Origin of the sequence: Peribacillus simplex (assembly GCF_900156045.1) — a bacterium.
In the GTDB taxonomy this organism is placed as follows: Bacteria; Bacillota; Bacilli; order Bacillales; family DSM-1321; genus Peribacillus; species Peribacillus simplex_D.
Map to the genome: position 1 here is coordinate 433,999 of NZ_FTMX01000001.1, position 12,555 is coordinate 446,553.

The window sequence follows — 12,555 nt, forward strand, 5'->3', positions numbered from 1 at the left end:
ATCCATGGTCACTTTCATGGATGCCTTTTTGGGAGATTATATGGAAACAGGCTGTCGGGCAAACCCGACAGCCTGTTTTAGTTCAAGAAAGAGGGTCATTCTTCTTCCTCTTCTTCAGCTTTATCCGTGTCTTGCTCTTTATCATTGACTGTGTTTTGACCTTTGTCGGTCTCTTGATTTTCTTTATCTGTATTTTCCTTGTTTTGATCTATGTCTTGAGCTGGCTCTTTATCTTTATCCGTTTCTTTTTCTGGTTCTTTTTCTTTATTTTTATCTGAAACGGTATCTTCTTTTGAGTCTGGTTTTTTATCTTCGTTAGCTACTTTATCTTTTCCGCGATCATCTTTATTTTTTGCGGAATCTTCTTTTGAACCTGTTTTTTTAGCGCCGCTTTCAACACGTTGGGAAGGGGCTGATTCTTTACCGACTATGTCTACGGCCGTTACGTAATAGGAACCGCCTGAGCCGACTTTGTAAACAAGACTCCCTCCGGCATTGATGCTCGCCACTTTTTTGCCGTTTTTATAGACACGATAACCGACGACATCTCCTTCATGATGCAGGCCCCATGTAATCTTACCGTTACTGATCGTTATGGATAGGGGATCTGGTGCTTTGCCATTATCATTCAATTTCGCTTTCGCCCCGACGACATTTCCTGATTTTTCGCCTCCAGGAATCACGGATCCCGGGTCATCGACATATTTCAATCCGATATCTGCAAAGGAATCGGGATTCAACATGAACCCGCCGCTTGTGAATTCGCCAGGCGTTTGCGGAAGGGCTGCATAGCGTTTGCTGCCGACTGATACATATTGTCCATCTATGAAACTATCATCCGCCCTGGATGGAGCATATTTGGCGATGAATAAATCTGATTTTACAAGACCTGCCTTTTGGCATGCACTTGAAGGCAGCAGTCCTGAAACGCCACAGAAGGAACGGTTGACAATTCCGCCCGGCATTTCAAATCGCTTATCAGGGTCGATGAGTTTAGGATCGACTTTGTATGCGGCATTGATCAGATCTGCCCAATAATACATATTACGTTTATTATATTCCAGACCATTGTAGGTCCCTTGCAAGGATTTAGGTGTGTCATATCCGAGCCATGTACCGAATGATACATTTGGATTGCTTGCGACGAACCAAGCGTCCCAATAGTTTTGGGAAGTTCCGGTCTTACCTGCCCAATCACTTGAGAAAGCAAGTCGGTTCCTGACCGAAGCGGCCGTCCCGCTGTTTACGACATCACGCATCATATCAAGCGTCAAGTAAGCGGCTTGCGGAGAAAATACTTCCACTGGTTTCGCTTTATGTTCATAGATGACCTCGCCATCTTTCGATACGATTTTATCGATCATATAAGCATCGACGAATTCCCCTGAATTGGCAAATGTGCCAAATGCATTGACGTTCTCTTCAACGGTTACACCTTTGTCCATGGCACCCAATGACATGGCAAGATTTGAGTAATCCCCATTCGTTACAGTTGTAAAGCCCATTTTTTCCAAATAGGCAGCAGGCCTTTGGTTGATTATTTTCATGTAAAAGAGCGCTGCCGGGATATTATAGGAATTCTTCAGTGCCTCACGGGCTGTCGTTACCCCCGTATAGCTTCCGCCGCCATAGTTTCCTGGACGCCACGCTTTGCTGCCTGCTGGAATGGAAATGGGTACGTTGGCCGATACGCTTCCAGGTGAGATCTTTCCTAACTCAATCCCTGGACCATATACGAGCAAAGGCTTCATCGTTGATCCATTTGATCGCAGTGATGCGGTTGCATGGTTCGTCTGTTCCCGCTTGAAATCACGGCCGCCTACGAAACTGATGATTTTTCCTGTTTTATTTTCGATAAGAATGGCCCCGGCTTCGACGGGCTCACTCACCGTTTTCATTTCTTTCGTATCAGGATCGACAACTTGTGCCGTTTTATCATATCCGTAATTCGGATAGTTTTTCGTTACTTCCTGCATCTTGTCATAAATCTTTTTATCGATTGTCGTATAGATCTGATAGCCGTTTTGACGCAGCTTACGATCGGCAAGTGCTAGATATTGATCTTTTAAGTCATCATTCTCTAAATCTTTCTCTTCATATCCATCATCTTTTGCCAGACTGACAGATAGGATTTCGATGGAGCGTTTTTCGATTTCATAGGTGAGCCATGGATATTTCTCGGATGGCATCTCCGTTTTACCGATAAAGTCTTTTGTTATGTCGTATGCGACTGCCTTATCATATTCTTCTTTTTTTATGTATCCGTTACTATACATCCGCTTTAAAACGGTTTTCATCCGGTTGATGCCGGGCTCTTGATTTTCTTTCAGTTTTCCTTTCTGGGTATATGGTGTATAACCGAAAGGGCTTTGCGGCAATCCAGCGATAAAGGCTGATTGGGGCAATGTCAGATCTTTGGCCTCCACGCCAAAAATACCTTCAGCGGCGGACTCGACACCAGCGATGTTACGGCCTGAAGAGTTTCGTCCCAAAGTGGAGACGTTTAAGTAGGTTTCCAAAATCTCTTCTTTTTCAAAGAACTTTTCGACCCGGAGCGCAAGAAGGATTTCTTTTGCTTTCCGTTCAAATGATACTTCGTTGGTGAGGACCTGGTTTTTAATGAGCTGCTGTGTTAATGTACTTCCTCCCGATTGGACGCTTGCATTCGAAAATTCCTGGTAAACGGCACGCAGGATGGCTTTCGGGACAACTCCGTCATGCTCATAAAAATACTCATCTTCTGTAGCGATGACTGCATTTTTAAGATACTCGGAAACTTTATCGATGGACACTTCTTCACGCTCAAGGTCACTCTTAAGCTTGCCCAAGTATACTTCATCTGCAAAGTATACTTCAGAGGTCTCTTCATAATTGTAAATGTCTTTTTTCAAATCTTCTTTTGAGCGTACTGGCTCATCATTGACGAGGGCAGCGAAATAGCCGGCTCCGACGCCGCCGGCGAATGAGAATCCTAGGATCCCGACAATAATGAGGATCAGCGTTAAATTCCAAATGACTTGGTATGTAACCCGCGCATTCTTTTGTGTTTTTTCATTTTGAAAAAAACGGGTCAGCTGCTTCCAGACTGTTTGAAATCTATCTTTTTGATTATTATTCATCGTATCATACCCCCTGAAATCACATATATTATAGCATATAACAGGTAGGGGAAAGGGCATCTTTCTTATTTTTCTATAATCTGTAAGGGTGATGTTGACAAGGATACTTATGTATGATAAAAGTTTATTAACAACAATAAAATGATTAAATGATCGCGATGATAGGACCCAGTAGTCAGACTATCCCTGTTTCAGAGAGCCGGTGGTTAGTGGAAATCGGTACAAATGGTATGATGAATTACTTCCTGGAGCATTTGCTGTGAAATGATTAGTAGCAGGAAACGGCTGACGACCGTTATTCGTCTTGAGCGGAGGGCATATTATGTCCTCAAGTTGGGTGGTACCGCGAATTCATTCGTCCCTTCATATTTATGAAGGGGCGTTTTTGTGTGCTTTTTGCGGTTTTTTTCTATGATGGAGGAGGAATATTTAATGGAATTGCTTAAAGACCTCGAGTGGAGAGGGATTATTTATCAACAAACGGATGAAGAGGGTTTTAAGGACCTTTTGGAAAAAGAGAAAATTTCTTTATACTGTGGTGTCGATCCAACTGCGGATAGTATGCACATCGGACATCTATTGCCATTCTTGACATTGCGCCGTTTCCAGCAGCACGGTCATCGTCCGCTTGTGCTAGTAGGCGGTGCGACTGGACTTATTGGTGATCCAAGCGGTAAAAAAGAGGAACGCCAGCTGCAAACACTGGAAAAAGTGCTTTATAATGCAGACTGCATAAAAGGGCAGCTATCCCACATCTTTGAATTCGACGGTGAAAATGGTGCGGTCATGGTCAATAACTATGACTGGATAGGTAAAATCGATATGGTTACATTCTTGCGTGATTACGGGAAATACATCGGCATTAACTACATGCTGGCAAAAGATACGGTTGCTTCCCGCCTGGATACGGGAATTTCCTTTACTGAATTTGCGTACACGATCTTACAAGGGATTGATTTCGGTCATTTATACAGCAATTACGACTGTAAATTGCAAATTGGCGGCAGTGATCAATGGGGAAACATTACGACCGGTCTTGAAATGATCAGGAAATCCAATGATGAGAATGCTAAAGCATTCGGTATGACGATCCCGCTCGTAACGAAAGCGGATGGAACGAAATTCGGTAAAACGGAAGGCGGAGCGATTTGGCTTGACCCGGAAAAGACGACTCCGTATGAATTTTACCAATTCTGGATCAATACAGCCGATGCTGATGTTGTGAAATACCTGAAATTCTTCACATTCCTATCTCGTGAGACGATTGAAGAGTTAGAGCAATCCGTACAGTCCGAACCGCATTTGCGTAAAGCGCAAAAAGCTTTAGGGGAAGAAATGACCCGTTTGATTCATGGTCAGGAAGCTCTTGACCAAGCAATCAAAATCTCTGCCGCCCTATTCAGCGGTGAGGTGAAGAATTTAAGTGCAGCGGAAATCAAATTGGGCTTTAAGGATGTCCCAAGCTTCGAACGTGAAAGCAAAGAAGATATCGGTTTGGTCGATTTAATCGTTGAAGCGAAAATTTCGCCATCCAAGCGTCAAGCCCGTGAAGATATTCAGAATGGGGCAATCTCCATAAATGGGGAGAAAGTGACTGATCTGCAATATGTAGTGACGGAAGCTTCCAAGATTGAAGGGGAGTTCATCCTTGTTCGTCGCGGCAAGAAGAAATACACATTAGTGAAATGATTGTTCAAAGCCTGGCTGAATCCCAGCCGGGCTTTGTCATGCAAGGATATGTTTAGGTGCAAAAAAAACCCCATCCAAGGATGGGGTTTTTTGAAGTTATTAACGAGAGTAGAACTCAACGATAAGAGCTTCGTTAATTTCAGCAGGCAATTCAGAACGTTCTGGTAAACGAGTGAAAGTACCTTCTAATTTCTCAGCATCGAAAGTAAGGAAATCAGGAACGAAGTTAGTTGCTTCAACTGATTCTTTGATGATTGAGAAGTTGCGTGATTTTTCACGAACTGAGATTGTTTGTCCAAGAGACACTTTGTAAGATGGAATGTCTACGCGGCTTCCGTCTACAGTGATGTGACCGTGGTTAACAAGTTGACGTGCTTGACGACGTGTACGAGCTAAACCAAGACGGTAAACAAGGTTGTCAAGACGTGATTCAAGAAGAATCATGAAGTTTTCACCATGAACACCTTTAAGTTTGCCAGCGCGGTCGAACATTGTACGGAATTGACGTTCAGTGATTCCATACATGTGACGAAGTTTTTGTTTCTCTTGCAGTTGCATTCCGTATTCAGAAATTTTTCTGCGTTGGTTAGGACCATGTTGTCCTGGAGCATAAGGGCGTTTTTCTAATTCTTTACCAGTACCTGTTAGGGAAATTCCTAAACGACGGGATAGTTTCCAGCTTGGGCCAGTATAACGAGCCATAGGATGACTCCTCCTTTAAATGTTTTTATTTTGGTAAAATAAAAACCGTGTGAATGTACGATCATGACCATTTTGTTTTCATGTACCTTCGCCCTAGCAGCAGAGAGTTACGAGATACACCTCTGTATTGAGGAACAAAATGAGAACATAAAGGCTGTCACATAGGCTGCAATATTTTACACAAAGAGTATTGTATAATATTCTGCTCAATGAGTCAAGGACAGTTGTGATTAATTAATGAATAGATAAAGTGAATCGCAGCAAGAAAATATAATATATTAAAAAAATGCAATCTATAGAGAGGTTTTTTCCATTGTAAGCGTAATGAGGTAATGGATCCAAAAATCATGGAGGGTTTGAGACATTTCTTGGGTGCCTGAGCCATGGGTGTGGTTCAATCCTGTTTCTTTGCTAAAAATGTCAAAAGGGTCGATGAATTCAGGAAGGAACGGGTACATGTACAAGTAATGGAAAAGGGAGCAGGCAAGGTTTGCCGCTCCCTTTTACTTTATAGATGATTGGAAAGGATTTCAGCGAACTTCTCCAGTCCTTGCTGATCCATTTCGTCAAAACGGTCCGTTATCGGGCTGTCGATATCGAGGACACCGAGCAATTTGCCATCCTTCATGAGCGGTATGACAATTTCAGATCTTGATGCCGCATCGCAGGCGATATGTCCAGGGAATTGGTGGACATCCTCTACGCGCAGGGTTTTTTCAGTTGCCGCTGAAGTCCCGCATACGCCCTTGCCCATTGGAATGCGGACACAGGCTGGAAGACCTTGAAAGGGTCCTAGAATTAATTGGCCATCTTCATATAAATAAAAGCCTACCCAGTTAATCTCATCGAGAAACAGATTAAGTAAAGCTGCCGCATTGCTTAAATTGGCTATCCGGTTCGTTTCATCTTCGATTAAGGCAAGTAGTTGTTTTTGGACCAGTTCATAGTTTTTTTCTTTTTTTCCTTGATACATTTCGACATTAAACAAAAGCGTTCACCTGTCTTCCGCATATTTTTACAGCACTATCTAATCATGATGCTTTATTGTTGGGAAATTGTCGAGAACTTACTAAAGGATTCAGGCTCTTCCGTGAAGAAGTAGTCCACAAGACTTGTCTCAAAGAAAGCGAGGGATTGCCTGAATGAATCGCCAGACGCCAACGAAACAAGCCATTGTGGAAGCTGCATTGCATTTATTTCATTTAAAAGGCTATCATGCTACATCCATACGGGATATTGCGAATAAAGCGAGAGTGAACGCTGCAAATATTGCCTACTATTTCAAGAATAAGCAGGGATTGCTGGAATTCTGTTTCATTTCCTATTTAGAAGAGTATATCCTGGTCCTTGAGAAGAACATGACATTGCTCGAACTTAAAGGCCCGCAGCATTGCTTGATGAATCTTGTAAAGGATATTCTCGCTTTCCAGAGGGAAAACTTCCTTGCTGCACGGTTCATATATGGGGAATCTTCACTTGATTCCAATTTGAACCGCGAAATTCATTCGACTTATTTTACTAAGGAAAAGTCTTACTTTCAATATATTTTGGAACAAGGGATCAAGAGCAGGAGTTTCCAGCAGGTCTCCGTTCCCATGTATATGCTGCAGTTGAAGGGATTATTGACGGCACCTGTCCTGCATACCCATTATGCGATGGATGTGCTTCATGTCTTCCCGCAAGAAGCCTATTACACGAATATTTATGCCAATGAAGTCGGACGTTTTCTGCAAGATACCCTTTTCATTGCCGAAGACTTACAGCCACTGTTAGCCGGCCGGCCTTAAGTGTATACATGAGTTACCCTTTAAACCCTGCAATCAGTGCCTGATGGCCCTGACCCAAATCTTTAGCCTGATGGGCATCGGAACCGTAAATAAGCGGAATGCCGAGATCTAAAGCACGATTTGCAAATCGTTCAGGAGGATAGGGTTCACCGCATAGCGGCTTTACAAGTCCTGCTCCATTATAATCTAGTTCATACCTTTGATCCTTGATCATGTCGAGAACCTTGTAAACCCGCTCGTCAAAACTTGATGCCGGCGGATATCGATGCTGGAATTTATGGACAAGCGTAATGTGCCCGATCCGTTTTGGTTTATATATGCCTAAATCAGCTTCTATTGATTTTTCCAGTGTATCGTAATATTTGGTATAAACCGAATCCACTGAACCTAGTTCATTGGCAATCTCGCCAAACCCATCATCGCTGAAATCGATGCAATGCCAACTGTTTTGATGCCTGATGAAGTGGACGGAAAGTATACTATCATCAAGGAATTCTCCGATTTCGTCGAGGAATTCTTTCGTTTCAATTTCATATCCCTCTATAAAGTCAACCTCCAGGCCTGTTTTGATCAGGATTTTGTCTTTATAGCGTTCTTTCAGTACGCGGAGCTCTTGAAAGTAATTCAGGAGCAGGGCAGCGTCCATGCCGCTGTCTTTTTCAGGAGTAGGATCTTGAAAATTTCGTGGCAATGGAGCATGTTCCGTAAATGTGATTTCCTTTAATCCTAGCTCGATTCCCCGCGTAATATATTCATCGAATTTATCCGTAGAGCCGTGTGGGCAAAACGGAGTGTGCACATGGCCGTCAGCTTTCATGGTTCTTCCCTCCCAAAAAACAGGTATTTGTAGCAATTTTCTACAAAAAAATCATTTTTCTCGTCAAAAATTATTGCTAACATGGTATCATAAAAGCATTAAATTTAACATTTTTAAAATTGATATATAAACGAGCAAGACTGTAAGGATTAGAACAGGGGGCTTACCATGGATTACATAATTGGGGTAATTGTATTAATTTTGATTTTCATCATTTGGGGTTATTTTTTCAAAAAGAGATATTTTAAAGAAATCGATCGATTGGAATCCTGGAAAATAAGCATCATGCACCGCCCCGTGCTGGAAGAGCTTTCTAAAGTCAAACAATTGAACATGACAGGTGAAACAGAGGAAATGTTCGAAAACTGGCGCATTGAATGGGACGCCATCATTACGGATCATATGCCCGAAGTCGAAGAGCTTTTATTCGATGCCGAGGAATTCGTCGATAAATACCGTTTCAGCCGATCAAAAGAGGTACAGCGCAAAATTACAGTCAAGCTGAATGAAATCGAGGAAATGATCAAAAAGATCTTATACGAACTGAATGAACTCGTAGGCAGTGAGGAAAAGAATCGATTGGAAATTGAGGATATCAAGGAATCCTACCGTCAATTGAAGAAATCCCTGCTTGCGCATAGGCATAATTATGGGAAAGCGGCTGATAAGCTGGAAAATTCCTTGGATGAAGTAGTGCAAATCCTCCAGAAGTATGAAGAAGAGACCGTGAACGGCAATTATTTGAATGCGAGGGAGCTTGTTCTATCCATTAAGGAAAAATTGGCGGTTCTGTCAGTTAAAATGGAAATGCTCCCAAAATTATTGGTAGATAGCCAATCAGAGCTGCATTCCCAGCTTCATGAATTGAAGGATGGTTATGAGGAGATGTCAGGACAAGGGTATCTGTTGAGCCATATCCAATTCGAGCTGGAAATATCACGGCTTGAGGAAGAACTGGAACTATATAAAACACAATTGGAAAATGCCGAAACGGAAGCCGTGGAAAAGGGCATAAAGGAAATGCGCGAAAGCATTGAGGTGCTTTATGACCTTTTGGAAAAAGAAGTACTTTCAAAACAGTATATCTTGAAAAATGATGAAGTTCTTAGAAAAACGTTAAGTGACCTTGAATATGAAAACGATAAACTTAAAGTTGAAACCATACATGTTCAACACACATATCATTTGACGGAAAATGAGCTCGATGCACAACGGAAAATGGAAAAGCAGATTGCCCAGATTTCGAAACGCCATCAATTGCTCGTCTTGAAGATGGAGGATAATGTGATGGCAAGCTCCCTTATCAGCGAAGAGATGCAGGGACTGGCTGTACAGTTGAAGGAATTACAGGAAAATCAGAAAGACTTTACCCTTAAATTACAGGCTTTACGAAAAGATGAAATGGATGCCAGGGATGCATTGGCCGACTTGAAACGCAAAATGGTCGATACTGGACGTTTAATTGCCAAAAGCAATATTCCAGGTCTTCCAGAAGAGTATAAAGTGGTGCTTCAGGACGCCAAAGAAAGCATGGACGACGTTCAGGGGAAACTTGAAGAAAAGCCGCTTGACATGGCCGTTGTTTATATTTATTTGGAAAAGGCGGTTCAACAGGTGGATAAGGTCCACGAAAAAACCAATGAATTGATCGAACATATGTATTTGGCCGAAAAGGTGATCCAATTTGGAAATCGCTATCGAAGCAGTCATGATATGATTGCCGAGAGCCTTAGGGATGCCGAGGCCAAATTCCGAAGCTATGAATATCAAGCCGCATTGGAAACGGCAGCCACGGCCATAGAAAAGGTCGACCCAGGCAGTTTACGAAAAATCGGGGCGAACATAGAAGAAGTCCTTTCCTGAAAAACCCGCCAAGGCGGGTTTTTTCTTTTACCGGACCCTGTAATAGATTAGGCGGGAAGTTAAATCTGCGGGACTATAAAGAAGCAGGTCTCCTAGACCAGTGTTTTACATTCTCTTTCAAATTCAATTATGTTAATATTAGAAGTTGCAACAGCAACATTGAAACATATATTTAGTCGAGTGACCATCATAGATACAAAAACATGGAAGGTGAACCCATGATTTATTTTGATAATAGCGCAACAACAAAACCGTATCCCGAAGTAATCGAATCATTCATGAAGGTTACTTCGAATTATTTCGGGAACCCCTCTTCGCTTCATGGACTTGGGGTGCAATCCGAAAAACTGCTTTCCGCAGCTAGAAAGCAGATCGCTGATTTACTAAAGGTGAAGAGTTCGGAAATATATTTCACTTCCGGGGGGACGGAAGGAAATAATCTTGCCATCAAAGGGGCCGCCCACTCCCAGGGAAATCGCGGCAAACACATAATCACGACAGCGATTGAACATCCTTCTGTAGAAGATGCATGCCAATCATTGACGAAAATGGGCTATGAGATCACATATCTTCCGGTTAACGAATTTGGGCAAATTGATGTAACGGATCTTAAGGAAGCATTGAGGGAAGATACCATTTTGGTTTCCGTCATGCATGTTAATAATGAAGTTGGCTCGATTCAGCCGATTGCTGAAATTGGCAAGTTGTTAAAACAATGTCCCAACGTGCTCTTTCATGTCGATAATGTACAGGGAACAGGCAAAGTTTCGTTGTCATTGCGTGAAGCCAATGTGGATTTATGTACAATTTCCGGCCACAAGGTTCACGGCTTGAAAGGGACAGGCATCCTCTATGTTCGTGAAGGCGTTCGGGTCGATCCGCTTTTCCATGGTGGCAATCAAGAAACGAAAATCAGGAGCGGCACCGAAAATGTTGCGGGAATCGTCGCCCTATCGAAGGCTTTTCGTATTAGTATGGACAATCAATTGCTGTATCATGATAAGCTGCAGCAAATCAAAACTTATTTATATAAAGGCTTGAAGGAAATGGACGGGGTACAGGTTAACAGTCCTGAAGAGGGTGCACCCCATATTGTGAATTTTTCCGTTCCGGGGCTTAAATCCGAGGTATTGCTGCATGCACTTGAATCGGAAGGAATATATGTTTCGACGACCAGTGCCTGTTCTTCGAAAAAAAGGACTTTAAGCAAAACGGTGGATGCGATGTTCCATAATTCAGCCCGTTCCGAAAGCGTCATCCGAATCAGCACTACCTATGGAAATGAAATGGAAGAAGCAAAGCAAGTTCTGGCGGCGATACAGAAAATAGTCGCTAATTTAGAAAAAATAATGAGGGTTGCAAAATGAAATTTGATCATATAATTATCCGTTATGGAGAAATCTCCACGAAAAAAAGAAACCGTAAAGGCTTTGTGGACAAAATGAAGGCACATATCCGCTGGAGTTTAAAAGATATAGAAGGCGTAGTGCTTACAGCCAACCGGGAGCGGATGTACGTTCTCTTGAACGGTGCGGACCATAAGCCTGTCATTGACCGGTTGAAAGGCATTTTTGGAATTCAGTCATTAAGCCCTGCAATAAAAATAGAGCGTGATCTGGAAGTGATGAAAACGGCAGCATTGTATTATCTTAATCATACTCTTGAAGAGGTGAACACGTTCAAAATCACGACAAAACGCGCGGATAAAGATTTTCCATATAATACGGATGAAATCAACAGGGCAATCGGCGGGCATTTACTCCGAAATACAGAAGATTTAAAAGTGGATGTAAAGAACCCTGATTTGAACCTGCTAGTGGAAGTGAGACGCGAAGCCGTGTATTTGACAGGTGAAATCATCCAGGGGGCAGGCGGTCTTCCATTCGGTTCAAGCGGGAAGGCGATGCTGATGCTTTCAGGAGGGATTGATAGCCCTGTTGCGGGATTCCTTTCGATGAAACGGGGATTGGACGTGGAAGCGATCCATTTTTACAGCCCGCCGTTCACAAGCGAACGTTCACGTCAAAAGGTCATTGATTTGGCAGGCAAGCTTGCAGAAATAAATGGAAGCATGAAAGTGCATATCGTTCCATTTACGGAAATCCAATTATTGATTCAAAAACAAATCCCGGAAAACTACTCAATGACTACAACCCGGCGTTTAATGATGCGGGTCGCCGATCGAATCCGTGAAAAGGAAGAAGCCATGGCGCTGATTACCGGTGAAAGCCTTGGACAGGTTGCGAGCCAGACGATGAGCAGCATGTTTGCCATCAATGAGGTGACGAATACACCGATCCTGCGTCCGCTGATTACAATGGATAAGACAGAAATCATCAAGATTGCCAGAGAGCTTGATACTTTTGAAATATCCAATCTGCCGTACGAGGATTGCTGCACGGTCTTTACGCCGGCAAGTCCAAAAACGAAACCGAAACGTGAAAAAGTCAATTACTATGAAAGCTTCGTCGACTTTGAATCCTTGATTGAAAAAGCGGTCTCCGAAACAGAAATATTAACGGTTAAACCTGGTCAGACTTTCGATAAGGAAGAAGCGATGGAAGACTTATTTTAATAT

The 12,555-nt window shown here is 42.6% G+C and carries 9 protein-coding genes and 1 other annotated feature; of the genes, 5 read left to right on the top strand and 4 right to left on the bottom strand.

What is annotated here, in order from left to right; genetic code table 11:
• Nucleotides 1–95 precede the first annotated feature (95 nt).
• Nucleotides 96–3,119 carry a transglycosylase domain-containing protein gene (locus BW986_RS02075; RefSeq protein ID WP_076364667.1) on the bottom strand — a complete coding sequence of 1,008 codons (3,024 nt, stop codon included), beginning with the start codon at nt 3,117–3,119 and terminating at the stop codon, nt 96–98.
• 149 nt (nt 3,120–3,268) lie between these two features.
• Nucleotides 3,269–3,485, top strand: a binding site (T-box leader).
• Between the two features lie 66 nt (nt 3,486–3,551).
• Between BW986_RS02075 and tyrS the strand changes: the two genes are divergently transcribed.
• The gene (gene tyrS / locus BW986_RS02080; RefSeq protein ID WP_076364669.1) at nt 3,552–4,808 is read left to right on the top strand and encodes a tyrosine--tRNA ligase; all 1,257 of its coding nucleotides are present in this window, start codon (nt 3,552–3,554) and stop codon (nt 4,806–4,808) included.
• A gap of 99 nt (nt 4,809–4,907) precedes the next feature.
• On the opposite strand, the gene rpsD is transcribed toward tyrS, so the two are convergent.
• Together rpsD and BW986_RS02090 are read right to left on the bottom strand one after the other, a co-directional pair.
• Nucleotides 4,908–5,510, bottom strand: coding sequence for a 30S ribosomal protein S4 (rpsD, locus tag BW986_RS02085; protein WP_034309220.1), 603 nt, complete (start codon nt 5,508–5,510; stop codon nt 4,908–4,910).
• A gap of 508 nt (nt 5,511–6,018) precedes the next feature.
• A complete protein-coding gene (locus BW986_RS02090; protein WP_076364671.1) occupies nt 6,019–6,498 on the bottom strand; it encodes a GAF domain-containing protein in 480 nt (159 codons plus the stop codon).
• A gap of 154 nt (nt 6,499–6,652) precedes the next feature.
• On the opposite strand from BW986_RS02090, the gene refZ reads away from it, so the two are divergent.
• Nucleotides 6,653–7,297: a forespore capture DNA-binding protein RefZ gene (refZ, locus tag BW986_RS02095; RefSeq protein ID WP_076364674.1), complete on the top strand. Its 645-nt coding sequence runs from the start codon at nt 6,653–6,655 to the stop codon at nt 7,295–7,297.
• 13 nt (nt 7,298–7,310) lie between these two features.
• On the opposite strand, the gene hisJ is transcribed toward refZ, so the two are convergent.
• Nucleotides 7,311–8,114, bottom strand: a complete 804-nt coding sequence (gene hisJ / locus BW986_RS02100) for a histidinol-phosphatase HisJ (RefSeq protein ID WP_076364676.1) — start codon at nt 8,112–8,114, stop codon at nt 7,311–7,313.
• 168 nt (nt 8,115–8,282) lie between these two features.
• Here hisJ and ezrA point away from each other — a divergent pair, with 168 nt between their 5' ends.
• From ezrA to thiI, 3 genes are all read left to right on the top strand, one after another.
• Nucleotides 8,283–9,977: a septation ring formation regulator EzrA gene (ezrA, locus tag BW986_RS02105; protein ID WP_076364678.1), complete on the top strand. Its 1,695-nt coding sequence runs from the start codon at nt 8,283–8,285 to the stop codon at nt 9,975–9,977.
• Nucleotides 9,978–10,195: 218 nt separating this feature from the next.
• A complete protein-coding gene (locus BW986_RS02110) occupies nt 10,196–11,344 on the top strand; it encodes a cysteine desulfurase family protein (RefSeq protein WP_076364680.1) in 1,149 nt (382 codons plus the stop codon).
• Complete coding sequence (thiI, locus tag BW986_RS02115; RefSeq protein WP_076364682.1) at nt 11,341–12,552, top strand: tRNA uracil 4-sulfurtransferase ThiI; 1,212 nt, start codon at nt 11,341–11,343, stop codon at nt 12,550–12,552. The genes BW986_RS02110 and thiI overlap by 4 nt, the downstream gene beginning before the upstream one ends.
• Nucleotides 12,553–12,555: the final 3 nt, after the last annotated feature.

Excerpts from the sequence above, each read along its gene's own strand:
- ezrA (WP_076364678.1), top strand. The coding sequence starts at position 8,283 with ATGGATTACATAATTGGGGTAATTGTATTAATTTTGATTTTCATCATT.
- refZ (WP_076364674.1), top strand. The coding sequence starts at position 6,653 with ATGAATCGCCAGACGCCAACGAAACAAGCCATTGTGGAAGCTGCATTG.
- BW986_RS02110 (WP_076364680.1), top strand. The coding sequence starts at position 10,196 with ATGATTTATTTTGATAATAGCGCAACAACAAAACCGTATCCCGAAGTA.
- rpsD (WP_034309220.1), bottom strand. The coding sequence starts at position 5,510 with ATGGCTCGTTATACTGGCCCAAGCTGGAAACTATCCCGTCGTTTAGGA.
- hisJ (WP_076364676.1), bottom strand. The coding sequence starts at position 8,114 with ATGAAAGCTGACGGCCATGTGCACACTCCGTTTTGCCCACACGGCTCT.
- thiI (WP_076364682.1), top strand. The coding sequence starts at position 11,341 with ATGAAATTTGATCATATAATTATCCGTTATGGAGAAATCTCCACGAAA.
- tyrS (WP_076364669.1), top strand. The coding sequence starts at position 3,552 with ATGGAATTGCTTAAAGACCTCGAGTGGAGAGGGATTATTTATCAACAA.
- BW986_RS02075 (WP_076364667.1), bottom strand. The coding sequence starts at position 3,119 with ATGAATAATAATCAAAAAGATAGATTTCAAACAGTCTGGAAGCAGCTG.